Source organism: Streptomyces sp. NPDC089799 (assembly GCF_040684755.1).
Taxonomy (GTDB): domain Bacteria; phylum Actinomycetota; class Actinomycetes; order Streptomycetales; family Streptomycetaceae; genus Streptomyces.
Map to the genome: position 1 here is coordinate 72,243 of NZ_JBFBGR010000021.1, position 25,157 is coordinate 97,399.

General features: G+C 71.6%; 27 protein-coding genes, 1 pseudogene and 1 riboswitch. Of the genes and pseudogenes, 18 read left to right on the plus strand and 10 right to left on the minus strand.

Translation table 11 applies throughout. The annotated features are described in order from the left end of the window. Positions 1–56 precede the first annotated feature (56 nt). Positions 57–482: an alternative ribosome rescue aminoacyl-tRNA hydrolase ArfB gene (gene arfB / locus AB0O36_RS22955; protein WP_365113459.1), complete on the plus strand. Its 426-nt coding sequence runs from the start codon at positions 57–59 to the stop codon at positions 480–482. A 52-nt stretch (positions 483–534) separates the two neighbouring features. On the opposite strand, the gene AB0O36_RS22960 is transcribed toward arfB, so the two are convergent. After that, positions 535–1,080: a flavin reductase family protein gene (locus tag AB0O36_RS22960; protein WP_365113461.1), complete on the minus strand. Its 546-nt coding sequence runs from the start codon at positions 1,078–1,080 to the stop codon at positions 535–537. A 294-nt stretch (positions 1,081–1,374) separates the two neighbouring features. Here AB0O36_RS22960 and cdgB point away from each other — a divergent pair, with 294 nt between their 5' ends. Both cdgB and AB0O36_RS22970 read left to right on the plus strand, forming a co-directional pair. Continuing rightward, entirely contained in the window at positions 1,375–3,315 is a 1,941-nt protein-coding gene (cdgB, locus tag AB0O36_RS22965; RefSeq protein ID WP_365113463.1) for a diguanylate cyclase CdgB, read from the plus strand. Between the two features lie 68 nt (positions 3,316–3,383). Beyond that, positions 3,384–4,379 (plus strand): CBM35 domain-containing protein, encoded by a 996-nt coding sequence (locus AB0O36_RS22970; RefSeq protein ID WP_365113465.1) that lies wholly within the window; start codon positions 3,384–3,386, stop codon positions 4,377–4,379. A gap of 58 nt (positions 4,380–4,437) precedes the next feature. On the opposite strand, the gene AB0O36_RS22975 is transcribed toward AB0O36_RS22970, so the two are convergent. The 3 genes from AB0O36_RS22975 to AB0O36_RS22985 form a co-directional block, all read right to left on the minus strand. Continuing rightward, positions 4,438–5,376, minus strand: a complete 939-nt coding sequence (locus tag AB0O36_RS22975) for a 1-phosphofructokinase family hexose kinase (RefSeq protein WP_365113467.1) — start codon at positions 5,374–5,376, stop codon at positions 4,438–4,440. A gap of 144 nt (positions 5,377–5,520) precedes the next feature. Then, complete coding sequence (gene nagA, locus AB0O36_RS22980; RefSeq protein ID WP_365113469.1) at positions 5,521–6,672, minus strand: N-acetylglucosamine-6-phosphate deacetylase; 1,152 nt, start codon at positions 6,670–6,672, stop codon at positions 5,521–5,523. Further along, positions 6,672–7,613, minus strand: a complete 942-nt coding sequence (locus AB0O36_RS22985; RefSeq protein WP_365113608.1) for an ROK family protein — start codon at positions 7,611–7,613, stop codon at positions 6,672–6,674. The genes nagA and AB0O36_RS22985 overlap by 1 nt, the downstream gene beginning before the upstream one ends. Positions 7,614–7,833: 220 nt before the next feature. On the opposite strand from AB0O36_RS22985, the gene AB0O36_RS22990 reads away from it, so the two are divergent. The 3 genes from AB0O36_RS22990 to otsB all read left to right on the plus strand — a co-directional run bounded on the left by AB0O36_RS22990 (position 7,834) and on the right by otsB (position 10,591). Next, complete coding sequence (locus AB0O36_RS22990) at positions 7,834–9,099, plus strand: extracellular solute-binding protein (protein ID WP_365113471.1); 1,266 nt, start codon at positions 7,834–7,836, stop codon at positions 9,097–9,099. Positions 9,100–9,199: 100 nt separating this feature from the next. Continuing rightward, the gene (locus tag AB0O36_RS22995) at positions 9,200–9,442 is read left to right on the plus strand and encodes a DUF3263 domain-containing protein (protein ID WP_365113473.1); all 243 of its coding nucleotides are present in this window, start codon (positions 9,200–9,202) and stop codon (positions 9,440–9,442) included. Between the two features lie 294 nt (positions 9,443–9,736). Beyond that, on the plus strand, positions 9,737–10,591 hold the full coding sequence (gene otsB / locus AB0O36_RS23000; RefSeq protein ID WP_365113475.1) for a trehalose-phosphatase: 855 nt from the start codon (positions 9,737–9,739) through the stop codon (positions 10,589–10,591). Positions 10,592–10,625: 34 nt separating this feature from the next. Here the strand turns inward: otsB and AB0O36_RS23005 are convergent, their stop codons facing one another. Both AB0O36_RS23005 and AB0O36_RS23010 read right to left on the minus strand, forming a co-directional pair. Continuing rightward, positions 10,626–12,080, minus strand: a complete 1,455-nt coding sequence (locus AB0O36_RS23005; protein ID WP_365113477.1) for a trehalose-6-phosphate synthase — start codon at positions 12,078–12,080, stop codon at positions 10,626–10,628. Positions 12,081–12,151: 71 nt separating this feature from the next. Then, complete coding sequence (locus AB0O36_RS23010) at positions 12,152–13,156, minus strand: glucosyl-3-phosphoglycerate synthase (protein WP_365113479.1); 1,005 nt, start codon at positions 13,154–13,156, stop codon at positions 12,152–12,154. A 164-nt stretch (positions 13,157–13,320) separates the two neighbouring features. Further along, positions 13,321–13,470: riboswitch (SAM riboswitch) on the plus strand. 17 nt (positions 13,471–13,487) lie between these two features. On the opposite strand from AB0O36_RS23010, the gene thrC reads away from it, so the two are divergent. The 7 genes from thrC (at position 13,488) to AB0O36_RS23045 (ending at position 19,175) form a co-directional block, all read left to right on the plus strand. Further along, on the plus strand, positions 13,488–14,762 hold the full coding sequence (gene thrC, locus AB0O36_RS23015; RefSeq protein ID WP_365113481.1) for a threonine synthase: 1,275 nt from the start codon (positions 13,488–13,490) through the stop codon (positions 14,760–14,762). A 36-nt stretch (positions 14,763–14,798) separates the two neighbouring features. Next, positions 14,799–15,077: a ubiquitin-like small modifier protein 1 gene (locus AB0O36_RS23020; protein ID WP_365113482.1), complete on the plus strand. Its 279-nt coding sequence runs from the start codon at positions 14,799–14,801 to the stop codon at positions 15,075–15,077. Positions 15,078–15,520: 443 nt separating this feature from the next. Next, positions 15,521–15,727 (plus strand): cold-shock protein, encoded by a 207-nt coding sequence (locus tag AB0O36_RS23025; RefSeq protein WP_365113484.1) that lies wholly within the window; start codon positions 15,521–15,523, stop codon positions 15,725–15,727. Between the two features lie 353 nt (positions 15,728–16,080). Then, positions 16,081–17,700 carry a chaperonin GroEL gene (gene groL, locus AB0O36_RS23030; protein ID WP_365113486.1) on the plus strand — a complete coding sequence of 540 codons (1,620 nt, stop codon included), beginning with the start codon at positions 16,081–16,083 and terminating at the stop codon, positions 17,698–17,700. 162 nt (positions 17,701–17,862) lie between these two features. After that, positions 17,863–18,069, plus strand: a complete 207-nt coding sequence (locus AB0O36_RS23035; protein WP_365113488.1) for a type II toxin-antitoxin system VapB family antitoxin — start codon at positions 17,863–17,865, stop codon at positions 18,067–18,069. Continuing rightward, a complete protein-coding gene (locus AB0O36_RS23040) occupies positions 18,060–18,479 on the plus strand; it encodes a PIN domain nuclease (RefSeq protein ID WP_365113610.1) in 420 nt (139 codons plus the stop codon). Before AB0O36_RS23035 ends, AB0O36_RS23040 begins: the two co-directional genes overlap by 10 nt. An 84-nt stretch (positions 18,480–18,563) precedes the next feature. Continuing rightward, positions 18,564–19,175: a phosphoribosylanthranilate isomerase gene (locus AB0O36_RS23045; RefSeq protein WP_365113490.1), complete on the plus strand. Its 612-nt coding sequence runs from the start codon at positions 18,564–18,566 to the stop codon at positions 19,173–19,175. A 54-nt stretch (positions 19,176–19,229) separates the two neighbouring features. Here AB0O36_RS23045 and AB0O36_RS23050 read toward each other — a convergent pair whose 3' ends face one another. Next, positions 19,230–19,808 (minus strand): TetR/AcrR family transcriptional regulator, encoded by a 579-nt coding sequence (locus AB0O36_RS23050; protein ID WP_365113492.1) that lies wholly within the window; start codon positions 19,806–19,808, stop codon positions 19,230–19,232. A gap of 90 nt (positions 19,809–19,898) precedes the next feature. On the opposite strand from AB0O36_RS23050, the gene AB0O36_RS23055 reads away from it, so the two are divergent. From AB0O36_RS23055 to AB0O36_RS23065, 3 genes and pseudogenes are all read left to right on the plus strand, one after another. Continuing rightward, positions 19,899–20,345 (plus strand): DUF1772 domain-containing protein, encoded by a 447-nt coding sequence (locus tag AB0O36_RS23055; RefSeq protein ID WP_365113494.1) that lies wholly within the window; start codon positions 19,899–19,901, stop codon positions 20,343–20,345. A 120-nt stretch (positions 20,346–20,465) separates the two neighbouring features. After that, positions 20,466–20,774, plus strand: a pseudogene (locus AB0O36_RS23060) (SDR family oxidoreductase); the annotation flags it as partial. Between the two features lie 101 nt (positions 20,775–20,875). Then, positions 20,876–21,478 carry a Uma2 family endonuclease gene (locus tag AB0O36_RS23065; protein WP_365113496.1) on the plus strand — a complete coding sequence of 201 codons (603 nt, stop codon included), beginning with the start codon at positions 20,876–20,878 and terminating at the stop codon, positions 21,476–21,478. A 56-nt stretch (positions 21,479–21,534) separates the two neighbouring features. Here AB0O36_RS23065 and AB0O36_RS23070 read toward each other — a convergent pair whose 3' ends face one another. Together AB0O36_RS23070 and AB0O36_RS23075 are read right to left on the minus strand one after the other, a co-directional pair. After that, on the minus strand, positions 21,535–21,789 hold the full coding sequence (locus AB0O36_RS23070) for a DUF397 domain-containing protein (protein WP_365113498.1): 255 nt from the start codon (positions 21,787–21,789) through the stop codon (positions 21,535–21,537). Next, positions 21,773–22,609 carry a helix-turn-helix transcriptional regulator gene (locus AB0O36_RS23075; RefSeq protein ID WP_365113500.1) on the minus strand — a complete coding sequence of 279 codons (837 nt, stop codon included), beginning with the start codon at positions 22,607–22,609 and terminating at the stop codon, positions 21,773–21,775. Before AB0O36_RS23075 ends, AB0O36_RS23070 begins: the two co-directional genes overlap by 17 nt. 115 nt (positions 22,610–22,724) lie before the next feature. Here AB0O36_RS23075 and AB0O36_RS23080 point away from each other — a divergent pair, with 115 nt between their 5' ends. Together AB0O36_RS23080 and AB0O36_RS23085 are read left to right on the plus strand one after the other, a co-directional pair. After that, positions 22,725–22,961 (plus strand): hypothetical protein, encoded by a 237-nt coding sequence (locus AB0O36_RS23080; RefSeq protein WP_365113502.1) that lies wholly within the window; start codon positions 22,725–22,727, stop codon positions 22,959–22,961. 134 nt (positions 22,962–23,095) lie between these two features. After that, complete coding sequence (locus AB0O36_RS23085) at positions 23,096–23,470, plus strand: hypothetical protein (protein ID WP_365113503.1); 375 nt, start codon at positions 23,096–23,098, stop codon at positions 23,468–23,470. Here AB0O36_RS23085 and AB0O36_RS23090 read toward each other — a convergent pair. Continuing rightward, positions 23,467–24,999 carry a PTS transporter subunit EIIC gene (locus tag AB0O36_RS23090; RefSeq protein WP_365113505.1) on the minus strand — a complete coding sequence of 511 codons (1,533 nt, stop codon included), beginning with the start codon at positions 24,997–24,999 and terminating at the stop codon, positions 23,467–23,469. The genes AB0O36_RS23085 and AB0O36_RS23090 overlap by 4 nt on opposite strands. Between the last annotated feature and the right edge of the window lie 158 nt (positions 25,000–25,157).

Here is a 25,157-nt window from a genome sequence, read left to right on the forward strand (position 1 = left end):
GAACGTCCGGCGAAATGGGGGTGACGGGGGCCGTGCGCGGGCGCGACCATGAGGGCATGCCTGGTCCCTATGTCATCCGCGGTTCGGTCGTGGTGCCCGAGGCCGAGCTCCGGTGGCGCTTCTCGCGTTCCTCGGGGCCCGGCGGGCAACACGTGAACACCTCCGACTCGAAGGCGGAGCTGCTCTTCGACGTCGCCGCCACCTCCGCCCTGCCGGAGGTCTGGAAGCAGCGTGCGCTGGAGCGGCTGGCCCCGAGGCTGGTGGACGGTGTGCTCACCGTTCGCGCTTCGGAGCACCGCTCACAGCTGCGCAACCGGGAGATGGCGCTGGTCCGTCTCGCCTCGCTGCTGGCCGAGGCCACCGCGCCGCCGCCGAAGGCGCGCCGGGCCACGAAGATCCCGCGGGGCATCAACGAGCGTCGCCTGCGCGAGAAGAAGGCGCGCGCCGAGACCAAGCGGGGCCGAGCCGGCCGCGACTGGTAGCCGGAGCGTCGGCCACCGGCCGCCGGACCGTTTCCTCTCCCGGTGCCGTGCGTTACGCCCCCAGCTGCCGGTACCGCCCCCGGAAGTACGCCAGCGGCCCGGCCTCGCCCGGCGGTACGGACGCGCTCAGCACCCGTCCCACCACCAGGGTGTGGTCCCCGGCCGCGGTCCTGGACTCCGTACGGCACTCCAGGGTGGCCAGGGCGCCGCCGATCAGCGGAGCCCCGCTCAGTTCCCCGCGCACGTACGGGAGATCGGCGAACAGCAGCCGGTCGCTGATCCGGTTCTTCATCGAGAACCGGCCCGCCACCTGCCGCTGGTGCTCCGCCAGCACCGACACCGCCCACAGCGGCTGTTCGTCCAGCAGGTCGTCCATCCGGGATCCCTCGCGCACGCTCACCAGCACCAGCGGCGGATCCAGGGACACGGACATGAAGGCCGTCGCGGTCATGCCGACGTCCTCGCCGAACGGCGGCTCCTGTGCGGTCACCAGCACCACACCCGCGGCCAGCCGTGACATGGCGGCGCGGAACTCGTCTTCGCTCACGCCTTCAGCATGAAGGGTTTCGGCTCGCGTCTCAGCTCTCGTGTTCGGCACGTCCGGAACGCTAGTCTCGGGCTCCCGCGCCCCGCATCGGGCCCCGGGCGGACCCGTGGGGGGACCAAGGTCGGAGTGCGAGACCTAGGCCGAAGGACACGGTCCGGGCTCCGGTGGTGACCCGCCCATGAGGCGGCCTTCTTTTCATACCATGTGACTTGAGTCACAGAGAGCAAGATTTGTTGACCCTGTGTACCTGCCGCACAGCTCACTGTGATTCAGTGGACGGGACACCGCAACGAAACGCCGATGACGAACCTGGAGTTGCTGTCGAGGTCTCGGGGAGAGCGAGCAATGGAGACCGAGTCGGAGCCGTACGTCCGCCTTGCGACCCTGCGGCAGCTCCATCAGGTGGTGGCCGAGCTCAACACGGCTCGGAGCCTGGCGGACACCCTGCAGACCGTCGTGGACGGCATCGTCGTCGGCCTCGGCTACGAACTCGCCTGTGTCAACCTCGTCCGCCCCGACGGTGATCTGGTCGTCGCCGCGTTCGCCGGGGACCCCGCCGCCGAAGCCCTGATCACCGGCCGCGTCGGCTCCCGCGCCTCCTGGGACCGCCGGCTCGCGATGGGCGAGTGCTGGGACGGCCTGCGCTTCATCCCGCACACCGAGGGCTGGGTCCTGTTCGAGGACGACGTCCCGCAATGGCACACCGAGGGCCCCGAACCGCGCTTCCACGACGAATGGCACCCCGAGGACCGGCTCTACGCGCCCATGTACGCGTCCGGCGGCGAGCTGCTGGGAGTCATCTCGGTCGACCGTCCGCGCAACGGGCGCCGCCCCGGCGCATGGGGGCGCGAAGCCCTGCAGATGTACGCGTTCCAGGCCGCCATCGCGATCAGCAACGCCAGGCTCCGCGCGAACATGCAGCGCGCCCTGGTCCGGCTGGAGCGCGAACAGCAGGCGCTCCGCGCCAGCGAAGAGTCGTTCCGGCAGGCCTTCGAGTACGCGCCCAGCGGCATGGCCATCGCCGAGATGGGCGGCGACCAGCACGGCCGGCTGCTGCGCACCAACGACGCGCTGTGCCGGCTGCTCGCCCGCCCCGCGTCCGTGCTGCGCCGCTACTCCTTCTCCGACCTGGTCCACCCCGAGGACATCGGGACCCTGCTGCGGACCTCCGCCGAGGGCGGGCGCGCCGAGCTCCGGCTGGGCCGCCGCGACGGCTCCTACGTCTGGGTCTCGCTCCGCAACTCGGTGGTCGCCGACGCCGCCGACGGTCCGCGTTTCCTGCTGACGCACGTCGAGGACATCGAGGAGCGCAAGCGGCACGAGCTGCAGCTCGCCCACCGGGCCAGCCACGACTCGCTGACCGGCCTCCCCAACAGCGCCGAACTGCGCGCCCGGCTCGCCTCACGGCTGTGTCGCCGGCCACAATCCGTGCGGAACGGAGCCGTGGAGGCGCTCGACGCGGCCTTCGAGGGCCGCCCGCCCCGGCCCGACACCGGCGAGCACGGCTTCCAGCCCGACGGCCACCCCGGCGACGGGTACCAGGGGAACGGCTACCAGGCGAACGGCTACCAGGGGAGCGGGTACCAGACGGAGCCGTACCCCCCGCCGGACTCGTACCCGCCGGACTCCTACCCAACGGATGCGTACCCACCGGGCGCGTACCCACCGGATGCGTACCCGGCGGACGGGTACCGGACGGAGACGCACCCGGGGGAGGGGTACCGGGGCGACGGCTACGCCGACCCCTTCGAGTTCCCACCCACCCTCACCCCGGCCCAGGCACAGGCCCAGGCGCAGCCCCGGGAGCCCGGGGCCCCCGGCCACGGCGGCGGGCCGTACGACCACCACGTCCACGCCGTGGCACCCTCCGCCGACGTGGACGACGGCACCAAGGGCCTGGCCGTGCTCTTCTGCGACCTGGACGGCTTCAAATCGATCAACGACCGCTTCGGCCACCACACCGGGGACGCGGTCCTCATCGAGGTGGCGCGGCGGCTCACGACGGGCGTCAGGGACGGTGACACCGTCGCCCGGCTGGGTGGTGACGAATTCGTCGTCCTCGCCGACGGCCTCGGTGCCGCCGACGCCGCCGACCTCGCCGTCCGGCTGCGCAACGCGATCATCCCGCCGATCCGGGTCGACGGCCGCGCCGTACGGGTGGGCGCGAGTTTCGGCATCGGCTGGGCCAGCTGCGGAATGTCCGCGGAGGAAGTGCTGCGCTCTGCCGACCAGCGCATGTACATCGAGAAAAGGTCGCGTTCCAAGGCACATCGACGGGCCGGCTGAGTGCATCCGGAGCCCGTGGGTGCACGTGTTCGGGGTAGGCTCCCGTGGGTCGAAAGGAGTGACCCGCGATGACCACGCCCGCGAACAAGCCCGAGGACGAGGATCCGTTCGGCTACCTCTACGCGGACGGCCAGGCTGCCGGAGCCACCCCGCCGCCGGGCGGTGGGTACGGCTACCCCGGTCCGTCGGCCGGTGGTCAGGCCGGCCCGCAGCCGGGAGTGCCCCGCACCTCGTACAACCAGGTGCGCACGGTCGGCGAGAGGACGTACGGCGGCCAGCGCGGCGGCGTCCCGCCGCAGCCCCAGCCGCACTACGGCGCGACCGAGCCCATGGCCGCCGGCGGCTACGGCGTGCCCCCGCAGCAGCAGCCCCCGCAGCACCAGACGCAGACGATCGCCACGCACGGCGGCGGTGGCGGTTCCAGCCGGCGCGGCCTGCTGATCGCCGCGATCGCGGTGGTCGGTGCGGTGGTCATCGGCATCGGCGCGGCACTGGCCTTCGGCAACCTGGACGACAAGAAGGACGACACGTCCGGCCCGCAGACCACCGCGGGCACCGGCGGCCAGACCCCGTCGGCCCCGCCGCAGTCGAACACGCCGAGCCCCGAGGCCAGTGCGTCGGAGAAGCCCGCGGCCAAGCTGCCCAAGGGGGACGCGGGCGGCCCCGGCATGGCCATCTCCGGCGGCGCCGGGCTGCAGGGCACGGTGCCGGGCGCGAAGTCCGCGAGCGGGCAGTACGTCGGCGGGTTCAACCAGGTCGGCGCGGCCGTGACCTGGACGCTGGACCTGCCCAAGGCCGGCAAGTACCGCTTCTACATCCGGTACGGCATCCCGGGCGAGGACGCCAACGGCACGCTGACGATCAACGGCACGCCCAACTCGGCGCCGGTCCGGCTGAACAACTTCTCCAAGCAGCCGCAGGGCGACTGGGAGAAGGGCTGGCAGACCACCTGGGGCCAGGTGGAGCTCAAGGAGGGCAGCAACACCATCAAGCTGTCCTGCGAGGCCGGCAACAAGTGCAACGCCAACATCGACCAGTTCTGGCTGACCGGCACCAACGGCTGACCGGCGCCGGGCCGTTGACGGGCGTCAACGGTCCGGCGGCGCCAACCGCCGGCCGGCGTCAGCGGCCGGCCGGCTGACCCGTGGTCACTTCCACCGACCCCCGCACCCGTTCGTAGGTGCGGGGGTCGAACTCTCCCGCCACCGGGGCCGCGACGGTCGCCGCCGACAGGGCCACCGCCCGGGCCAGGCGCTCCGGCCAGTCCAGGCGCTCCGCCAGCCCCGACAGCAGCCCCGCGACCGCCGAGTCGCCCGCGCCCGTGGGGTTGCCCGCCAGGGCGCGCGGCGGGGCCGCCTGCCAGGTGCCCTCCGGAGTGGCCGCCAGGAGGCCGCCGGGGCCGAGCGAGGCGACCACCGCGTGGGCGCCGCGGCGCCGGGCCGCCAGGGCGGCCGGGTAGGGGTCGCGGGCGCCCGTCAGCTCCGCCAGTTCGGCGGTGTTCGGCTTGATCAGGTCCGGGCGGGCGGCGACGCCCCGGCGCAGCGCCTCGCCGCTGGTGTCCAGCAGCACCGGGACCCCGGCCGCGCGGGCCTGCCGGACCAGGACCGCGTAGGCGCCGACGGGGACGCCGGGCGGCAGGCTGCCGCACAGCGCGACCGCGTCGGCGCCCCGGAGGAGCTCGTCGTAGCGGGTGAGGAAGCCCGACCACTCGGCGGCCGAGATCAGCGGGCCGGGTTCGTTGAACTGGGTGGTGTCCCCGGAGGCGGAGTCCACCACGGCCACCGTCCGCCGGGTGTTCCCGGCGCAGCGGACCAGGGCGTCCCGGACGAGGCCGTCGAGGCCGCCGTCCAGCGCGGCGCGCAGCGCTTCGCCGACGGGGCCGCCCGCGAAGCCGGTGACCGTCACCTCGTGTCCCAGGGCGGCCAGCACCCGGGCCACGTTCAGGCCCTTGCCGCCGGGCCGTTCGCGGACCTCCGAGACCCGGTGCGAGGAGTGCGGCGCCAGGCGCGGCACCCGGTACGTCAGGTCCAGTGCGGTGTTCAGCGTGACGGTCAGGATCATCGGCACCCCCCGGGCGGTCGGCTCGTCAGGGCGCGCCGGCGGCGGCGCTCGCGCCACGGCTCGGTTCGCCCGGTGCCGGGATCATGCCAAACCGGGGTGCGGTCCGCCCACCCCCCGGCCCGGCCGGATTCGCCGACTACCCGCTCAGCCGACGGGGCTGACGATCCATTCGCCGCGCCGCATGACGCCCTTCAGCGCGAATTCGGCGTCCAGCACGACCAGGTCGGCGTACTTGCCGGGTTCCAGCGAGCCCACCCGGTCGTAGAGGCCGAGGAGCCGGGCCGGGTTCGCGGAGATCGCCTGGACCACCGATTCCACGGGCAGCCGGTCGACGGTGACGGACCGTTGGAAGGCGGTGTCCAGGGTGAGGGTGGAGCCGGCGATGGAGCCGCCTTCGACCAGGCGGGCCACGCCGTCCTTGACCTCGACCTCCAGCGGTCCGAGGTGGTAGGTGCCGTCGCCGAACCCGGCGGCGTCCATCGCGTCGGTGATCAGCGCGACGCGGTGCGCGCCCGCGTGGTGGAAGGCCAGTTCCAGGGCGGCCGGGTGCAGGTGGGTGCCGTCGTTGATGAGCTCGACGGTGACCCGCTCGTCCTCCAGGAGCGCCGCGATCGGTCCGGGTTCGCGGTGGGCGAGGCCCGGCATGGCGTTGTAGAGGTGGGTGGCGACGGTGGCGCCGGCGTCGATGGCCTGCCGGGTCTGCTCGTAGGTGGAGTCGGTGTGTCCGATCGCGGCGATCACGCCGTGTTCGGCGAGGAGGCGTACGGAGTCCAGGCCGCCGGGGAGTTCGGTGGCGAGGGTGACCATCCGGGCGGCTCCGTGCGCGGCGTCGACCAGTTTGCGGACCTCGGCCGGGTCGGGGTCGCGGAGCAGGGACTCCTTGTGCGCGCCCTTGCGGCAGGGGTTGATGAACGGGCCCTCGAAGTGGATGCCGGCGATGTCGCCCTGCTGGGTCAGCTCGGCCAGCAGTCCGGCCCGGCGGGCGAGTTCGTCGAGGTCGCCGGTGACGGTGGAGGCGACCAGGGTGGTGGTGCCGTGCTCGCGGTGCGTGCGGACGCCCCGCAGGACGTCCTCGGCGGTGCCGGAGGTGAAGGAGGCGCCGCCGCCGCCGTGGTTGTGCATGTCCACGAAGCCGGGGACGAGCCAGTGGCCGGAGAGGTCGACGAGCGCGGCGCCCTCGGGTGCGCTGCCGGCGATCCGGTCGCCGGTGACGATGACCCGGCCGTTCGCGACGGTCCCGGTGGGCAGTACCACCGTGGCGCCGGAGAGAACGGTGCTGTGTGCGCTTCCGGACATCAGGCAGGTACCTCCGTGGCGAGTAGGTCCCAGGCGAGCAGCCCTGCGCCCAGGCATCCGGCGGTGTCCCCGAGGGCCGCCGGCACGATGTGGGGGAGCCGCTGGAACGTCACGCGTTCCTTGACGGCCGTCCGTAGCGGTGTGAACAAGGTTTCGCCGGCCTCGGCGAGCCCGCCGCCGATGATCAGCGTCCGCGGGTCCAGCAGGGTGAGGGCGGTGACCAGGCCGTCGGCGAGGGCGTCGACGGCGGTCTGCCAGACCCGTACGGCCGCCGGGTCGCCGGCGGCTACGGCCTCCGCGCAGTCGGCGGCGTCCGCGCCGGGGGCGCCGGAGGCGGCCGCCCAGGCCCGGGAGACGGCGGCGGCGGAGGCCAGGGTCTCCAGGCAGCCGCGCTGGCCGCAGCCGCATTCGGGGCCGCCGGGGCGGACCACGATGTGGCCGATCTCGCCGGCGTACCCGTGGGCGCCGGACTCGATGCGGCCGTCGATGCCGATGGCGCCGGCGATGCCGGTGCCGAGCGGCACGAAGAGGAAGCGGTCGGCGTCCCGGCCGGCCCCGATGCGGCCTTCGGCGAGGCCCCCGGTGCGCACGTCGTGGCCGAGGGCGACCGGGATGCCGGCCGTTCCGCCGAGGCGCTCGCTCAGCAGGGCGCGCAGGGGGACGTCGCGCCAGCCGAGGTTGGCGGCGTAGACGGCGATTCCGAGGTCGGAGTCGACGATGCCGGGCACGGCGACGCCGGCCGCCGAGGCGGGCGTGCCGAACCGCTCGGCGCCCACGGTGCGCAGGTCGGCGGCGAATCCGAGGATCGACTCGACGACGGCGTCGGGGCCCCGGTCGCGGCCGGTCGCGCGGCGCGCCTCGTGGAGCAGGGAGCCGTCCTCGGCGACGAGGGCGGCCTTCATCCCGGTGCCGCCCACATCGAGGGCGATGACGTGTTTCACGGGTTTCACGTTGGACAGTCTCGCGTGCCGGAAGGGGAAAGGTCTAGTCCATTGAGGGGGTTTGTTGAGCGGCCATACAAAAGGAACGCTCCGGTTGTGGCTGAACGGCCAAAGTGGTGTAGACCTTATGTTCATCGTACGGACAACCCGGGGTGGAACGAGAGCTGTGCAGGGCCGTTACCGAAAGGCGGCAGCGGCTGCTGCCGCGCTGATCCTGACCATGACGCTGACGGCGGGCTGCGGAGCCCTCGGCTCCAGCGGGGACAACGAGGTGACCCTCCGGGTCGTGGCGGCCGACTACGGAGACAGTCCGCAGAATTCCTCCGCCGCCTACTGGAAGACCCTCGCCACGGACTTCGAGAAGGCCAACCCGAACGTCAAGGTCGAGGTCTCCGTCTACTCCTGGTCGCAGGTGGACGCCAAGGTCGCCGAGATGGTCAAGGCCGGCCACGCCCCGGACATCGCCCAGATCGGCGCCTACGCCGACTACGCGGCCGACGGCAAGCTCTACCGCGCCGACGAACTGCTCTCCGTCCGCACCGAGGCGGACTTCCTCGGCCCGCTCGCCGAGGCCGGCATGATCGACAAGGTCCAGTACGGCCTGCCGTTCGTGGCCAGCACGCGGCTGCTCTTCTACAACAAGAAGCTCTTCGCCGACGCCGGCATCACCGCCAAGGCCGACTCCGCCAAGGCCGGCGGTGCCGGGTGGCAGCCCAAGACCTGGGCGGACCTGGCGGCGGCCGCGAAGAAGCTCAAGGCGAAGGGCGTGAAGACCCCCTTCGCGCTGCCGCTCGGCCGCGAGGAGGCCCAGGCCGAGACCATGCTGTGGCTGCTCGCCGGCGGAGGCGGCTACACCGACACCGAGGAGCGGTACGCCATCGACTCCACGGCCAACGTCCGCACCTTCGAATGGCTCCGCGACGAGCTCTACGGGCAGGGCCTGACCGGGCCCGTCGAGCCGGGCAAGCTGGACCGGCAGGCCGCCTTCGACGCCTTCACCGACGGCCAGGCCGGCATGCTCAACGGGCACCCCGCCCTGATGAAGCAGGCCGAGGCGAAGGGCCTGGACTACGGCATGGTGCCGATGCCCACCGTGGACGGCGAGCCGCACTCCACCATGGGCGTCGCGGACTGGGTCATGGCCTTCCGCAACGGCCACCGCAAGGAGGCCGGCAAGTTCCTGGACCACCTGTTCACGGCCGAGAACGTCACCCGCTTCACCGAGACCTACGGTCTGCTGCCCGCCACCAACAGCGGCTACCGCGCCATGGAACGCGGCACCGGTGACAACAGCCGGCGGCTGCGCACCTTCCTGCCCGCCCTGCCCACCGCCCGCCTGTACCCGGTGAACAAGAAGTCCTGGGCGGCGGTGAGCGAGGACGTCAAGCAGAGCATCGGCTCCGCCCTGCGGCCCGCCCCCGACTCCCCGGCCAAGACCCTGGAGGACCTCGCGGCCAAGGCCCGGGGGGCGGACGGCACCCGCTGACGGGACCGCTGACGGGCCCGCCGGCGCTGCCGGCGGCCCTGCGGACGGCCCCGCCGGCAGGGCCGTCCGGGTGTCGGCGCCCGGCGATATGTTGGACGGTATGACCACCGACGACCGGCAGCCCCTCTCGGAACGCGAAGCCGCCGTGCTCGCGTACGAGGGCCGCAGCTGGCCCGGTCCGGGCGCGAAGGAGCGGGCGATACGCGAGGGCCTCGGCATGACCCCGGTCCGGTACTACCAGCTGCTGAACGCCCTCATGGACGACCCGCGTGCCCTCGCCCACGCCCCGGCGACCGTCAACCGCCTCCGCCGCATCCGCGACGCCCGCCGAGCCCGCCGCTGAACCCACCCGGTGTGGGCAGCCGTCCCGGCCGGTGTGGGCAGCCGTCCCGCAGGGCGATGGGGGTCCCCCCTGTTCGAGCGAAGTCGAGAACGTGGGGGTGGGGGTCCCCCCGGACGGAGTCTGGGGGAGGTGGGCACACCGGGACCCCGGTCCCGCGCGGGCGCGCGAGCCTCCCCGCACTCCGGTCCGGCCCCAGCCCGGACCCTGCCCAGCCGAGGCCCGCTCCGCGCGGAGGCGAACCGCATCCCGGCGAACCCCGGGCGGAGCCCATCGCCCCCCGGTAGGGTCGACCGCATGGGGAGCCGCAGCCAGCCGCCGCACGACCTGCCGATGCCCGTCACCGCCGCCGGACGCGAGGGCCTGGACGCCCTCCTCCGCGCACCCCGCAGATCAGTCGTCGCCCTCGACTTCGACGGCACCCTCGCCGACATCGTTCCCGACCCCGACCAGGCCCGCGCCCACCCCGGCGCCCTCCCGGCACTGTCGCAGCTGGCCCCGAAGGTCGCCTCCGTCGCGGTGATCACCGGCCGCCCGGCCGGGGTCGCCGTCCGCTACGGCGGCTTCGCCGGGGCACCCGGCCTGGAACACCTCGTGGTGCTCGGCCACTACGGGGCGGAGCGCTGGGACGCGGTCAGCGGCAACGTGCAGACCCCCGCCGAGCACCCCGGCGTGGCCGCCGTACGCGCCGAGCTGCCCGGCTACCTCGACTCCATCGGCGCCTGGCAGGGCACCTGGATCGAGGAGAAGGGCCGGGCCCTGGCCGTCCACACCCGCCGCACCGAGGACCCGTCCGCCGCCTTCGCGGCCCTCCGCGAACCCCTCGACGAGCTGGCGCGCAAGCACGGCCTGATGGTCGAGCCCGGCCGCGCCGTCCTGGAGCTCCGGCCGCCGGGTACGGACAAGGGCGTCGCCCTGACCGAATACCTCGCCGAGGTCGACGCGGAGGCCGTCGTCTACGCGGGCGACGACCTGGGCGACCTCGCCGCGTACGCCGCGGTGGAGAAGCGGCGCGCCGACGGCCGCCCCGGCCTGCTCGTCTGCAGCGGCTCGGCGGAAGTCCCCGAACTCGCCGCCCGCGCCGACCTGGTCCTGTCCGGCCCCGCCGAGGTCGCCGCCTTCCTCGCGTCCCTCGCCCACGCCATCGCCTGACGGCACGGCCGTCCGGCCGTCCGGCCGGGACCGGCTACGACTGCGCCTCGCGCAACGCGTCCAGCTGGGCGCGGAACCATGCCGCGGGAGGAAGCGCCGTCGCCGCCGCGGCGAGTCGCTTCGTGCGCTCGGCGCGCTCGCCGGCCGGCATGGACAGCGCCTCGTGCAGGGCCCGTGCCGTCTCCGAGACGTCGAACGGGTTCACCCCCAGCGCGTCCTCGCGCAGCTCCATGTACGCGCCCGCACCCTTGGACAGCACCAGCGCGCACCCCTGCTCCGAGACCACCGGGATCTCCTTGGCGACCAGGTTCATGCCGTCCCGGAGCGGGTTGATCAGCGCGACGTCGGCCATCCGGTACGCCGCCAGCGACCGTGCGAAGTCGTCCTGCACCGAGACCAGGACGGGCCGCCAGTCCGCCGTGCCGAACTCCGCGTTGATCTCCCCGGCCAGCCGGGACACCGCCGCCGTGTAGTCCCGGTAGACCGCCAGGTCCTGCCGGGAGGGGTAGGCCGAGGCCAGGTGCACCACCCGGTCGTGCCACTCCGGGTGCGTGGCCAGCAGTTCCCGGTAGGCGAGCAGGCCGCGGAGGATGTTCTTGGACAGCTCGGTGCGGTCCACCCGGACGATGGTCTTCCGGTCGCCGACCTCCGCGCGCAGTGCGGCCAGCCTGTCGTCCACCTCCGGCCGGTGGGCCAGCTGCCGCAGCTCCTCGCCGTCCACCCCCAGCGGGTACGCGGCCGCCCGGGTGCTGCGCCGCGGGCCCGGGTACCGGCGGTGGTCGACCCCGCGCCAGGGGTCCCCGGTGGGCGAAAGCCCCCACGCCACCCCGGTCGCGCTGTCGATCTGCGCGCTGTTGACGAACGCGGACACCCACACGCCGGTGTGGAATCCCAGCTCGTCGGCGCCGAGCAGGCCCCACAGCAGTTCCTCGCGGATGTCCTCGGGGAGCATCCGCATCTCGTCGGAGGTCGCCCACGGCGTGTGCGTGAAGTGGGAGATCCGCAGGTCGGGGCGGAGCTCCCGGAGCATGCCCGGGACCAGCGACAGCTGGTAGTCCTGCACCAGCACCGCCGCGCCCCCGTCGGCCTCCGCCGCCAGCGCCTCCGCGAACGCCCGGTTGTACGTCCGGTACGACTCCCAGCGGCGCCGGAACTCCGCGTCGAAGACCGGCTCGTGCGGGACGTCGTACAGCCCGTGGTGGGTGAACCACAGCACCGAGTTCGAGATGCCGTTGTACGCGTCGTGGTAGACGTCCGGGTCGATGGCCAGCATGCGGACGCCCGGTTCGGACACGCCCCGGCGGACCGCCTCGCGGTCGCCCTCGCTCAGGGCCGCGCAGATCCACAGCGCGTCCGGCTGCCCGTCGAGCGCGGCCGACAGGCCGGAGACCAGACCGCCCCCGCCGCGCCGGGCGCCGAGGGTGCCGTCCGCGGAGAGGTCGTACGAGAGCGGGCCGCGGTTCGCGGCGACGAGCAGCGGGGAAGACATGCGGCGAACCTAGCCCGGCCCGGGGTCGCTCAAACGTCCGTTGCGCCGGGTTGCGGGTGATGTGGCCGCCGTCACGCGACGCGGCGGGACGCGTACTCCTCGATCTCCGCCATCGGGGGCCGCTCCTCGGTGTCCACCGGGTAGGTGTGCGGCACGAAGCCGTCCGGGCCGCGTTCGAACTGGGTCAGGGCGGGCCGGACCAGATGGCCGCGGGAGAGCCGCACCTGGGCGGTGCGGTAGATCGCGGCGGCCATCCGGCCCAGCGCGCGGCCGTCCTGGTGGCGGTGGAGCCGGACGCCCACGTCGACCTGGGCGAGGGCGTCCAGGCCGGCCGTGTGCAGCGCGTCGACGAGGAGCCCGAGCTCCACGCCGTAGCCGACCGGGAAGGGGAGGCGTTCCAGCAGGGACCGGCGGACCGCGTACTCGCCGCCCAGCGGCTGTACGAATCCCGCCAGCTGCGGCCAGTGCAGGTTGAGCAGGGGGCGGGCCACCAGCTCGGTCACCCGGCCGCCCTGCTCGGCCCCGCCGGGACGGCCGTCACCCGCTCCGGGACCGGCGTCACCCGCTCCGGGACCGGCGGTGCCGAGCGGGCGGTCGTACATCGCCTTGACGAACTGGATGCCCGGGTCGGTCAGCAGCGGGCCGACGATCCCGGAGACGAAGACGGAGGAGAAGTCGCGCAGGTCGGCGTCGACGAAGCAGACGACGTCACCGGTGGTGGCCAGCAGCGAGCGCCACAGCACCTCGCCCTTGCCGGGCAGCGCGGGTATCCGGGGCAGGACCTCGTCCCGGTGCACCACCCGGGCGCCGGCCTTGGCGGCGACCTCGGCGGTCCGGTCGGTCGAACCCGAGTCGACCACCACCAGTTCGTCCACCAGCGGGACGGGCCGTCCGTCGATCAGGTCGCGCCGGATCACCTCGACGATCTCCCCGACGGTCGCCTCCTCGTCGAGTGCGGGCAGCACCACGCTGACCGTCGTCCCGGCTGCCCGCTTGGCGGAAAACAGCTGGTCGAGCGGCCTGTCGTCGGCGGACCAGGAGCGGTCTGCCAGCCAGCGCTCCACCTCTTGCAGCACTCCGGTACTCCCCAAACGTGATCCATCTCGCGGTTCGGACAGCTGTCTCAGCCACCCGCACCTTCGGTTACAGTCTTGAACAACGCGTCGGACCCTCGCATGCCGGGGGTGCCGCGCAGACAAACGCCCGGGTGCGCCATAGAGCGCGCGGCCCGGAGCCATACCGCTCATCCAGAGGGGCAGAGGGAAACGGCCCGTTGAAGCCCCGGCAACCCTCCAGTCGGTTCTCGCGACTGCGTCACGCAGCGAGGTCCCCGGCTAGGGAAGGTGCCAAATCCGTCTCGTGGCGAAGTGCGCCACGAGGAAGATGAGGAGAAAGGGCCTCGCCATCATGGCTGCACAGACTGTTGCCACCTCTGTCGATCTCGGACCCGCCGCCGCGCTTTCCTGTCGTGAGTGCGGCACCCGCTTCGAGCTCGGTCCCATCTTCGCGTGCGTCGAGTGCTTCGGCCCGCTCGAGGTTGCCTACGACCTGCCCGCCGGTGACCCCGAGGCCCTGCGTGCCGCGATCGAGGCCGGCCCCAACAACATCTGGCGCTACGCCCCGCTGCTGCCGGTCCCGGCCGATGTGGCGGAGAAGCCGAACCTGAACCCGGGCTTCACCAAGCTCGTGGACGCCGAGAACCTGGCCAAGGAGCTGGGCGTCACCGGCAAGCTCTACGTCAAGGACGACTCCGGCAACCCGACGCACTCCTTCAAGGACCGCGTCGTGGCGATCGCCGTCGAGGCCGCCCGCGCCTTCGGGTTCACCACCCTGTCCTGCTCCTCCACCGGCAACCTGGCCGGCGCCGTCGGCGCCGCGGCCGCCCGTTCCGGCTTCCGGTCCTGCGTGTTCATCCCGCACGACCTGGAGCAGGGCAAGGTCGTCATGGCCGCGGTGTACGGCGGCGACCTGGTCGGCATCGAGGGCAACTACGACGACGTCAACCGCTTCTGCTCCGAGCTCATCGGCGACCCGCTGGGCGAGGGCTGGGGCTTCGTCAACGTCAACCTGCGCCCGTACTACGGCGAGGGTTCGAAGACCCTGGCGTACGAGATCTGCGAGCAGCTCGGCTGGCAGCTGCCCGACCAGATCGTGATCCCGATCGCCTCCGGCTCGCAGCTCACCAAGATCGACAAGGGTCTGCAGGAGCTCATCAAGCTGGGTCTGGTCGAGGACAGGCCGTACAAGATCTTCGGTGCCCAGGCCGAGGGCTGCTCGCCCGTCTCCACCGCCTTCAAGGCCGGTCACGACGTGGTCCGCCCGCAGAAGCCGAAGACCATCGCCAAGTCCCTGGCGATCGGCAACCCGGCCGACGGCCCGTACGTGCTCGACATCGCCCGCCGCACCGGCGGCTACGTGGAGGACGTCAACGACGACCAGGTCGTCGAGGCCATCAAGCTGCTCGCGCAGACCGAGGGCATCTTCGCCGAGACCGCGGGCGGCGTGACCGTCGGCGTGACGAAGAAGCTCATCGAGAACGGGCAGATCGACCCCACGCTGACCACCGTCATCCTCAACACCGGTGACGGCCTCAAGACTCTCGACGCGGTCGCCGGGGACACCGGCCAGACCGCCGTCATCCGCCCCAGCCTGGACGCGTTCCGCACCGCCGGCCTGGCCTGACCACCCCCTACGCACTACCGGAAAGGCAGTGTCGCCATGAGCGTCAACGTCCGCATCCCCACCATCCTGCGCACCTACACCGGCGGCCGGGCCGAGGTTCCCGCCGAGGGCGCGACCCTCGCCGAGGTCATCGACTCCCTGGAGCAGAGCCACCCGGGTATCGCCGCGCGCGTCCTGGACGACCAGGGCAAGCTGCGCCGTTTCGTGAACGTCTACGTCAACGACGACGACGTGCGCTTCGAGGGCGGGCTGCAGACGGCGACGCCCGACGGTGCCGGCGTCTCCATCATTCCGGCCGTCGCGGGCGGTTGCTGACCTTCCGTACGGCCTTCCGCACGGGCTTCGGCATTGCCTTTCGCCGACTCTTCGGTAGCTGACACGCGCAACCCTGAATTGCCCCTTCCGCAAAAGCGGAGGGGGCAATTCTGCTTGGTTGGGCGCGGTAGAGTTGGGGAAGCCCCCTCCGCTGTTCTTGCCCGCTGCATATGAACGGGCGCCTCCATGGTCGACATCGGGCCAATGTGCGTGTGCGATATGGGGCTTTGGCGCGTTCTGTCCGGTCCGTGTTGCCCGAGAGAATGCCAAATTTTCCGGCTATTTCGACCTTTCATCATGTCCGGATTTCTCGTCGGAATGACCTGTTGCAGACAGCTCCGGTGCAGATACATTCAGCCGCGGTCGACGCGTTCCAACGCAAGTTCTGACCCGGGACCGCGAAGTGCGTTCCTGCGCAAGGGCCAGTAATAGGGGAGTTAGACATGGCTCAGGGCACCGTCAAGTGGTTCAACGCGGAGAAGGGCTACGGCTTCATCGCGGTCGACGGTGGTGCGGATGTGTTCGTCCACTACAGCGCCATCCAGATGGACGGGTACCGCACCCTTGAAGAGGGTCAGCGGGTCGAATTCGAGATCTCGCAGGGCCAGAAGGGCCCGCAGGCCGACATGGTCAAGCTCGCGCAGGTCTGATCCAACGGCGTTCGACCACCGAAGGCGTACCCCGAGGGGCCCGCATCCCGGACAGGGATGCGGGCCCCTCGCGTGTCCGCCGGCCCCTCCCGGTCCTCGCCGGCCCGCTCACCTGCACCTTCTCGCCGGGTTGTCGCCGCGTTGTCCGGAGGTCGCCGGACTCGCTTGCACTCGTGGGGGTCGAGTGCTAATCATTGGCGTTAGCACTCTCCGGGTGAGAGTGATAAAGACGAGGACCGGGTCGGTGAGGCCCGCAGGGCCGGCGGGAAGGAACCGCCGGGCAGGCAGGCCGTCCGTCGCGGGCGCCACACGGTCCGAAGGCAATCCACCCCAGTCCGGGAGGACCACTTCACATGGCCAAGATCATCGCGTTCGACGAGGAGGCCCGGCGCGGTCTTGAGCGTGGCATGAACCAGCTCGCCGACGCCGTCAAGGTCACCCTTGGCCCCAAGGGCCGCAACGTCGTCCTTGAGAAGAAGTGGGGCGCTCCCACGATCACCAACGATGGTGTGTCCATCGCCAAGGAGATCGAGCTGGAGGACCCGTACGAGAAGATCGGCGCCGAGCTGGTCAAGGAAGTCGCCAAGAAGACGGACGACGTCGCCGGCGACGGTACGACCACCGCGACCGTTCTGGCCCAGGCCCTGGTCCGCGAGGGCCTGCGCAACGTGGCCGCCGGCGCCAACCCGATGGCCCTCAAGCGCGGCATCGAGAAGGCCGTCGAGGCCGTCTCCGGCGCCCTGCTGGAGCAGGCGAAGGATGTCGAGACCAAGGAGCAGATCGCTTCCACGGCCTCCATCTCCGCCGCCGACACCCAGATCGGCGAGCTCATCGCCGAGGCCATGGACAAGGTCGGCAAGGAAGGCGTCATCACCGTCGAGGAGTCCAACACCTTCGGTCTGGAGCTCGAGCTCACCGAGGGCATGCGCTTCGACAAGGGCTACATCTCGGCGTACTTCGCGACCGACATGGAGCGCATGGAGGCGGCGCTGGAGGACCCCTACATCCTCATCGTCAACTCCAAGGTCAGCAATGTGAAGGACCTCCTTCCGCTGCTGGAGAAGGTCATGCAGTCCGGCAAGCCGCTGCTGATCATCGCCGAGGACGTCGAGGGCGAGGCCCTGTCGACCCTGGTCGTCAACAAGATCCGCGGCACCTTCCGCTCCGTCGCGGTCAAGGCCCCGGGCTTCGGTGACCGCCGCAAGGCCATGCTCGGCGACATCGCCATCCTCACCGGCGGCACGGTCATCTCCGAGGAGGTCGGCCTCAAGCTGGAGAACGCGGGCCTGGACCTGCTCGGCCGCGCCCGCAAGGTCGTCATCACCAAGGACGAGACCACGATCGTCGACGGTGCCGGTGACAGCGACCAGGTTGCCGGTCGCGTCAACCAGATCCGCGCCGAGATCGAGAACTCCGACTCGGACTACGACCGCGAGAAGCTGCAGGAGCGCCTGGCGAAGCTCGCCGGTGGCGTCGCCGTCATCAAGGCCGGTGCCGCGACCGAGGTCGAGCTCAAGGAGCGCAAGCACCGCATCGAGGACGCCGTTCGCAACGCGAAGGCGGCCGTCGAGGAGGGCATCGTCGCCGGTGGTGGCGTGGCCCTGCTGCAGGCCTCCTCGGTCTTCGAGAAGCTGGAGCTCGACGGTGACGAGGCCACCGGTGCCGCTGCCGTCAAGCTGGCCCTGCAGGCCCCGCTGAAGCAGATCGCCGAGAACGCCGGCCTCGAGGGCGGCGTCGTGGTGGAGAAGGTCCGCAACCTGACCCCGGGCCACGGCCTGAACGCCGCCACCGGCGAGTACGTCGACCTGATCGCCGAGGGCATCATCGACCCGGCCAAGGTGACCCGTTCCGCGCTGCAGAACGCGGCCTCCATCGCGGCCCTGTTCCTGACCACCGAGGCCGTCATCGCCGACAAGCCGGAGAAGGCCGCCGCCGCTCCGGGCGGCATGCCGGGCGGTGACATGGACTTCTGATCGACGCCTCCGGGCCCGATCAGCCGTTCCTGACCGAGGGCGGTATCCCCAATCCGGGGATACCGCCCTCGGGCGTTCCCGGGCATTTCCGGGTGTCCGGGCGGGCGCCTTCCTCTATTTTGGGCATAAGGAATCGCTCGATTCGTATGCCTGGAGGTCCCGATGTCGCGCACCATGGTCGATCTGGATGATGCACTGCTCGCGGAGGCCGCCGAGATTCTGGGCACCACGACGAAACGGGCCACGATCAACGGCGCGCTGGCGGAGTTCGTTGCGGCTGCCCGCCGGCGCCGCTTCGTGGAGATGCTGGAGGAAGGCGCGCTCGACGACCTGGGGAACCCCGCGGTGATGGGGGAGGCCTGGCGGTGACCCGTTACCTGGTCGACAAGAGCGCCTGGGCGCGCTTCAAGCACCCTGAAGTGCGGTCACGGCTGCTTCCACTGATCGAGCGCGGACTGATTGCCACCTGTGCCGTAGTCGACTTGGAGGTCCTCTACAGCGCGCGGAACGCCGAGGACCATGCGCGTGCCCGTTCCGCCCGGCTGGGCTTCGAGTGGCTGCCGCTCACCGACGAGATCGGATCCCGCTCTGTCGAGGTCCAGGCATTGCTGGCACAGAGGGGCCACCATCGTGCCGCCTCTGTGGCAGATCTGCTGATCGCGGCCACGGCGGAACGCCACGGCGCGACCGTGCTGCATTACGACGCCGACTACGACACCATCGCGGCCGTTACCGGGCAGCGCGTGGAATGGGTCGCCCCACCCGGGTCCGTGCCGTAGCTGACGGGCGGGGGAGCCGGGTGGACCTGGCGCATTGTGAGACGGGGGGTGCAGGGGCGGGGTGGGGCCTGGTTGACTCGGGGTATGAGCGAGCGCACCCCCCTCTTCGTCAAGATCTGCGGGCTGAAGACCGAGCTGGACGTCGACACCGCCGTCGAGGCCGGGGCCGACGCCGTCGGGTTCGTCTTCGCGCCGGGCGGCCCCCGGACGATCGACACCGCGACCGTGCGCCGGCTGGTCGAGCGGGTCCCGGAGCGGGTGCTGACCGTCGGGGTCTTCCGCAAGCAGCCCGTCGAGGAGGTCCGCCGGCTCACCGAGGAGAGCGGCGTCCGCGCCGTCCAGCTGCACGGCGACGAGGGCCCCGAGTACTACGAGGTGCTGCGCGCCGAGGGCCGGACCCTGCTCCGCGCCACCGCCGAGCGCGTCGGCAAGGCCGGCGAGTACGGCGAGGACCTGCTGCTGATCGACGCCCCCGACCCGGGCTCCGGCAAGCCGTGGAACTGGGGCGCGTCCGACTTCACCGCCCCCGAGGGCCACTGGGTCCTGGCCGGCGGCCTCAACCCCGGCAACGTCCGCGAGGCCGTCGAGACCACCGGCGCCTGGGGCGTGGACGTCTCCAGCGGAGTGGAGAGCGAGCGCGGCGTGAAGTCCCCCGCCCTGATCCGCGCCTTCATCACGGCGGCCCGCGGCCGCTGACCGGGTCTCCCCGCCGAAGCACGCCGGCCTCGACCGCCCGGCGGGGATGGTGCGTCAGGCCAGGGGGAGCCGGTCCACCAGCAGCTCCACCCTCCGCTCAGTGTGCTCCGCCGGCAGCCGTCCCGAACGGGTCAGGGTCGCCACCCCGTGCAGGGACGCCCAGAACGTCTCGGTGAACAGCCCCGGTTCGACGCCGTCCCCGGCGACCTCGCCGAGGCATTCCAGCAGCGCGGCGAAAGCGTCCTTGAGCGGCTCCGGGGTGTCTTCCCGTGCGTACGCCAGACCTCCGTCGAGCTGGAAGATGGCGTCGTAGACCGCCGGGTTGCGTTCGGCGAAATCGAGGTAGGCGCGCGCGAGGGCGGCGACCCGCTCGCGCGGGCCGTCCGCCGCGGCGGTCGCGGCCCGCACCGCCGCGGCCATCTCCGTGGAGCCCTGGAGTGCGACGGCGCCGATGATCTCGCGCTTGCCGCGGAAGTGGCTGTAGAGGACGGGCTGGCTGTATTCGATGCGTTCGGCGAGTCGGCGGGTGGTGACCGCGTCCCAGCCCTGCTGCTCGGCGAGTTCACGGGCCGTCGCCACGATGAGGCGCTCACGCTCAGCCCGTTCCCGTTGCTTGCGTTCCTGTACCGACATGATCCGATCCTAGCACTGCTAGACAAGAGAGCGGCAGTAGAGCTAGCGTTGCCTCATCAGCTAGCGCCACTAGATGTCGAGGGGATCGTCATGCTCAACGCACTTGAGGTCGTCACCACCGTGGTCGTCGGCGTGATGGTGGGGGTGGAGTTCGCCGTCGCCTTCGTCATGAACCGGATCCTCAACGCGCTCCCGGAGGACAGCCGTCAGCTCGGTCACGCCCACGGGGGCCGGATGCTCGGCGCCGTGATGCCGGTCTGGTACATCGGCTCGCTCGTCCTCGTCGGCATCTGGGCCGTCGCCGGGTGGCATCACCGTGGCGCGGGCCTCGTCGTCACCGCCGGCGCGCTCCTGCTCCTCAGTGTGGTCATGTCGGTTCTGCTGCTCGTCCCGATCAACAACCGGAACAAGACGTGGACCCCCGAGAACCGGCCCGCCGACTGGAAGCAGCAGCTGGCCCGCTGGGAGCGCCTCCACTACGTCCGCGTCGCCGTCATCATCGCCGCCTTCGCCCTGCTGGCCACCGCCCTCGCCTGAGCCTGCGCGCTCACCGGCCCGGCCTCTGGTCGGGCCGCTTTGGCGTACCTGCCGCGGACTCTGTAGTGATCGATAGGGAAGGGGACCCGTGGTACTTATTTCTGTAGAGATCCTTAGAGAATCAACGTCCGGGCTCCGTTCTTCGTCGTGCAGGAAGGGCTGGAGCGTCTCCGCGACGGCGGTCGCATCGTCAACGTCTCCAGCGGCGCGTCCCGTATCGCCATGCCGGATGCGATCGCGTACGGCCCCACCAAGGGCGCCCTCGACACCCTCACCCTCAACCTCGCCAAGGCCCTCGGCCCGCGCGGGATCACCGTCAACTCCGTCGCCCCCGGCACCGTCGACACCGACGTCAACGCCGGCTGGCTGCGCGGCAACGCCGAGGCCGAGGCGTACGCCTCCTCCCTCGCCGCGCTCGGCCGGGTCGGCTGCACGCGCCCCCCGATCGTGGGACGCTGAAGCGGGCGGCCCCGCGCCGCCAGACCGTCGATCCACGCTCGCCCCATGGGCCACAGGAGAGGGGACCCGCGATGACCGCTGCCATGGTCGAGCCCGGCCGTGAATCCGGCGGCCGTACGTGGGAGTACCTGCTGCAGAGCTGGCGCGAGCTGGACGTGCCGGAGGGCTGGCGCGCCGAGATCGACAGAGGACAGATCCACTTGGTACCGCCGCCCCACCGCCACCACAACGGGATCGCCGCACGTGTTCAGCGTGCCTTGTACGGCGTGCTGCCCCCGCACTGGGAGATCTACCAGACGCTGGGCATCCACATCGCCGCCCTCGACAAGCTGTACATGCCGGACCTGGTGGTCGTCTCCTCGGAGGTGGTCGAAGAGGTGGAGGCGGAGGTCAGCGATCCCGTCGATGCAGCCGAGGCTTTGCTCGTCGTCGAGATCACCTCCAAGGGAAATGCCGAGGACGACCGCAAGAAGAAGCTCTGGGCCCATGCCCGCGCACCCGTCCCCGTGTACCTGCTCATCGACCGGTTCGACGCACACGGCCCCACGGCCACGCTGTTCACCGAACCGCAGAACGGCGCCTACAGGCATGCCGACCGGGTGGCGTTCGGCGACGAGTTGGTACTCCCCAAGCCGTTCGGGCTGAAGCTCGACACGCGGCACTTCCCGCACTGACGGGCGCTGCCGACCAAGGCCGACGGCGAGGGGTCGCCGGCCTTCGGTACGTCCGGTCAGAGGCTGGTGACGAAGGCGGACCAGGCGGCCGTGCGGAAGGTCAGGTGCGGACCGTCGGGCTGCTTGGAGTCGCGGACGGGGACGATGCCGGGGTGACCGTCGGCGACTTCGAGGCAGTCGCCGCCGTCGCCGCCGCTGTGCGTTGACTTACGCCAAGTCGCCATCTCGACGCAGCTTCCTCCGCTGCCGTCGCTGTAGCTGGACTTGTGCCACGTGGCAGTCGACAGGTCGTACTCAGGCTTGTGCGTCATGCTCGTACCCCTCCACCACGGACTCGATCAAGGCCAGCGATTGCGCGGGGGGCAGCGCACCGGCCGTGAGGAGATCGTAGGTCAGGGAGTGGCGGGATACGGTGGTCGGATCATCGAACAGCTGGCCCGTTCCGTTGCCTTGGACGTAGGCGAGCGGGGGAGCATCGTCGAAGGACATCAGCTGGAGTGAACCGCCCATGGCGGCATGGGCGCCCGCACCGAACGGAAGCACCTGCACGATGATCCGGTGCGACCTGCCCAGGTCGGCAATATGCCCCAGTGCCTCGGTCATGACTGTGGGACCGCCTACCTGACAGCGAAGCACCGACTCTCCGAACACGCACCAAAACAGGGGTGTTGTTGGATCGGCGAGCAGCGCAGATCGTGCCAGACGGTGCTCGACCAGTTCGTCGATCACCTGTTCCGGAGCCGTCGGCTGGTACGCCCGGAACACCTCCCGCGCGTACGCCTCCGTCTGGAGCAGCCCCGGGATGATCAGCGGCGCGTACTCGCGGATCGCCTTCGCCAAGGCTTCCGCCTCAGCGGCAGCGGCGAAGTGGTCCGGGTACTTGGACTTCGCGGCGGCGCCGCAGTTGCGGGCGAAGAAGCCGCCCGTGTCGAGGATGTCGTCGATCTGGCGGGCGAGTTCGAGGTGCATCCGGCGGGTCCCGGCTTCGAGCTGGCCGATGAACGAGCCGCTGACGAAGAGCGGTTCACCGAGTTCGGCCTGGCTCTTCCCGGCGCGTTCGCGGGCGACGCGCAGCTCGGAGCCGAGCAGGGCGCGTGGTGAGGAGGAAGGATCCAGGTTCTTGCTTGCCATGGCAACTCCCGGGCCAACATCTGCGGTTGTTGAGTGGCCGTCCTTGAAAGGCTAGCGAGCGGATCGCCACGCTGTGTGCGGAAGCCGGATACGCAGAGTCGAGAGGTGGTAGGTCGTGGTACTCACGCCGAGGGAGCGGGTCCAGGCGGCCGAGGAGGCCGTGGCGCAGCTGAAGGGTGCGCTGGACGGGGTGGGTGTGGTGTTCCCGTCGCTGGGGGTGGAGCCGGTCTCGGCGGCGGGCTCGTACGGGCTGCCGCTGGTCGAATTGGGGCGCTGCAATCTGGACACGGCGCTCAGGCTGGCCGCCGTACTGCACGAGAGGACGCAGCCAAGTCCGCACCCGGCCCTGTGAGGGCGTGGGGTCACCCATTCGAGAGGCGCACAGACGTTTCTTCCTGAGCCGGACGAGTGAGCGGGCGGGTCAGCGTGCGGGGGCGGGGAAGTCCACGGCTGTCCCGGACACCGTCCGCTCCAAGGAAGGCAGGCATGAAGCCCATCCGCCCCCTCGCCCTGGCCGCCACGGCCGCCGCCGTACTCCTCCTCACCGGTGCGACCACCGCGACCGCGCTGGACGACCCGCCCAAGCCGGCCTGGCCCGGGGGTTCGGGCAACGCGGCGACGCTGAGCCCGCACCCCTATTACTGGGGTCCCACCGTGGCCATCCCGGCCGGTGGCTTCGCGTACGTCAGGACGGACTGCCCGTCGGGCTGGGTGCCCACCGGGGGAGGCGGGCGGACCAGCAGCACGCTCACCTTCATCACCGACTCGGCCCCGGACAACACGGGCTGGGTGATCGGGGTGAAGAACACCTCCACCGCCGAGGCCTCGGCGTACGCCTACGCCGTCTGCACCGTTCCCTAGGCGTCGACGCGGTTCGCGGCGGGGCTCGCCGTTCCCTCGGCGGAGGGGACGGCGGGCGCCTCGGCCGTGTCGGGCGTGTCCGGCGAGTCGGGCGTGTCGAGTGTGTCGAGTGTGTTGAGTTCGGTGAGTGCCTCGTTCGTGAAACCGAAGAAGTACGTGGCGAGGAAGCCCACCAGGTAGCCGGTCAGGAGGCCGCCCGCGTAGATCGCGACGGTGGTCACCGGGCCCGCGGTGCCGTCCAGCAGGGGGAACAGGGCCCAGCCGGACGGGCCGATGGCGGTGGCGCCGAAGGGCGCGCCGAGCTGGTGGAAGAGGCCGATGAACGCGCCGCCCGCCGCGCCGCCCGCGCAGGCCGTGACGAAGGGGCGGCCGAGGGGGAGCGAGACGCCGTAGATGAGCGGTTCGCCGATGCCGAGGAAGCCCGCCGGGAGGGCGGACTTGATCGTGCTGCGGATGGAGCCGTGGTGGGGGAGGCGGAACCAGATGGCCACGGCCGCGCCCACCTGGCCGGCGCCCGCCATGGCGAGGATCGGCAGCAGGACGGTGTGGCCCTGCTGCTCGATCAGGGTGGTGTGGATGGGGATCAGGGCCTGGTGGAGCCCGAGCATCACCAGGGGGAGGAAGAGGCCGCCGAGGACCAGGCCGGCGAGGGCGCCGCCGGTGGAGAGGAGCCGGTCGGCGGCGGTGCCGATGGCGGTGGAGACCTCGCCGGCGACGTACATCAGGCCGAAGAGGGTGACCAGGCCGGAGACCAGCACGGTGAGGGTGGGGGTGAGGAGGACGTCCAGGGCTTCGGGGACCCGTCGTCGGCACCACTTCTCGACGCGGACGGCGAGCAGGGCGGCCGCGAGTGCGCCGAGGACCCCGCCCTGGCCGGGGGAGAGGGAGAGGCCGAAGGCGGTGATCTTGGCGACGCCCGGGAAGACGATCACGGCGGCGACGGCGCCGCCGAGGACCGGGGTGCCGCCGAACTCCTTCGCCGTGTTGTAGCCGACGAAGACGGCGATCAGGGACATGAAGCCGGAGGCGATCGCGGCGAGGGCGGGGACGACGTCGGGGAGCAGGCCGGAGTTGGCGAGTACGCCGTTCAGGCCGGCGATGATGCCGCAGCCGATGAGGGCGGGGATCAGGGGGACGAAGACGTTGGCGATGCGGCGGAGGAGGAGTTTGAGGGGGGTGGCGTTGCGGGCCTTCCGGGCCGCCTTCAGCGCGGCGCCGCGGTCGGCGAGTTGCTCTGCGGTCGCCTGGTGGGGGGTGTCGTCGGCGGCACGGGCTTCGGCGACGAGGGCTTCGAACTCGGGGGTCACGCGGGCGACGGTGCCGGGGCCGAGGACGACCTGGTACGTGTCGTCCTCCACGACGCCCAGGACGGCGGGGAGGGCCCTGAGGGCTTCGTCCCGGACGAGGGAGCGGTCGTGGAGGGTGATGCGGAGGCGGGTCATGCAGTGGGCGACGGCGGTGATGTTGGCTGCGCCGCCGAGGAGGGGGAGGAGGGCTTCGGCTGTGGCGCGGTGGGGGGTGTCGGCCATGGGCGTGCCTTGCTGTGGGCGGGGGTGGTGCGGAGCGGGGCTCCGCCGGGCGGGGTAAGGCTGTTGAGCGGGGTGTTCCGGTGTGCCCACCCGTTCCGCCCTGCGGAACGCCTGCCCACACCGGGGGCGGAGCGCCTGCCCACACCGGGGGCGGAACG

What these genes read in the sequence shown, in the direction of transcription:
- arfB (WP_365113459.1), top strand. Translation starts at nt 57, where the DNA reads ATGCCTGGTCCCTATGTCATCCGCGGTTCGGTCGTGGTGCCCGAGGCC.
- cdgB (WP_365113463.1), top strand. Translation starts at nt 1,375, where the DNA reads ATGGAGACCGAGTCGGAGCCGTACGTCCGCCTTGCGACCCTGCGGCAG.
- AB0O36_RS22970 (WP_365113465.1), top strand. Translation starts at nt 3,384, where the DNA reads ATGACCACGCCCGCGAACAAGCCCGAGGACGAGGATCCGTTCGGCTAC.
- AB0O36_RS22975 (WP_365113467.1), bottom strand. Translation starts at nt 5,376, where the DNA reads ATGATCCTGACCGTCACGCTGAACACCGCACTGGACCTGACGTACCGG.
- nagA (WP_365113469.1), bottom strand. Translation starts at nt 6,672, where the DNA reads ATGTCCGGAAGCGCACACAGCACCGTTCTCTCCGGCGCCACGGTGGTA.
- AB0O36_RS22990 (WP_365113471.1), top strand. Translation starts at nt 7,834, where the DNA reads ATGACGCTGACGGCGGGCTGCGGAGCCCTCGGCTCCAGCGGGGACAAC.
- AB0O36_RS22995 (WP_365113473.1), top strand. Translation starts at nt 9,200, where the DNA reads ATGACCACCGACGACCGGCAGCCCCTCTCGGAACGCGAAGCCGCCGTG.
- otsB (WP_365113475.1), top strand. Translation starts at nt 9,737, where the DNA reads ATGGGGAGCCGCAGCCAGCCGCCGCACGACCTGCCGATGCCCGTCACC.
- AB0O36_RS23005 (WP_365113477.1), bottom strand. Translation starts at nt 12,080, where the DNA reads ATGTCTTCCCCGCTGCTCGTCGCCGCGAACCGCGGCCCGCTCTCGTAC.
- thrC (WP_365113481.1), top strand. Translation starts at nt 13,488, where the DNA reads ATGGCTGCACAGACTGTTGCCACCTCTGTCGATCTCGGACCCGCCGCC.
- AB0O36_RS23020 (WP_365113482.1), top strand. Translation starts at nt 14,799, where the DNA reads ATGAGCGTCAACGTCCGCATCCCCACCATCCTGCGCACCTACACCGGC.
- AB0O36_RS23025 (WP_365113484.1), top strand. Translation starts at nt 15,521, where the DNA reads ATGGCTCAGGGCACCGTCAAGTGGTTCAACGCGGAGAAGGGCTACGGC.
- groL (WP_365113486.1), top strand. Translation starts at nt 16,081, where the DNA reads ATGGCCAAGATCATCGCGTTCGACGAGGAGGCCCGGCGCGGTCTTGAG.
- AB0O36_RS23035 (WP_365113488.1), top strand. Translation starts at nt 17,863, where the DNA reads ATGTCGCGCACCATGGTCGATCTGGATGATGCACTGCTCGCGGAGGCC.
- AB0O36_RS23045 (WP_365113490.1), top strand. Translation starts at nt 18,564, where the DNA reads ATGAGCGAGCGCACCCCCCTCTTCGTCAAGATCTGCGGGCTGAAGACC.
- AB0O36_RS23050 (WP_365113492.1), bottom strand. Translation starts at nt 19,808, where the DNA reads ATGTCGGTACAGGAACGCAAGCAACGGGAACGGGCTGAGCGTGAGCGC.
- AB0O36_RS23055 (WP_365113494.1), top strand. Translation starts at nt 19,899, where the DNA reads ATGCTCAACGCACTTGAGGTCGTCACCACCGTGGTCGTCGGCGTGATG.
- AB0O36_RS23065 (WP_365113496.1), top strand. Translation starts at nt 20,876, where the DNA reads ATGACCGCTGCCATGGTCGAGCCCGGCCGTGAATCCGGCGGCCGTACG.
- AB0O36_RS23070 (WP_365113498.1), bottom strand. Translation starts at nt 21,789, where the DNA reads ATGACGCACAAGCCTGAGTACGACCTGTCGACTGCCACGTGGCACAAG.
- AB0O36_RS23075 (WP_365113500.1), bottom strand. Translation starts at nt 22,609, where the DNA reads ATGGCAAGCAAGAACCTGGATCCTTCCTCCTCACCACGCGCCCTGCTC.
- AB0O36_RS23085 (WP_365113503.1), top strand. Translation starts at nt 23,096, where the DNA reads ATGAAGCCCATCCGCCCCCTCGCCCTGGCCGCCACGGCCGCCGCCGTA.
- AB0O36_RS23090 (WP_365113505.1), bottom strand. Translation starts at nt 24,999, where the DNA reads ATGGCCGACACCCCCCACCGCGCCACAGCCGAAGCCCTCCTCCCCCTC.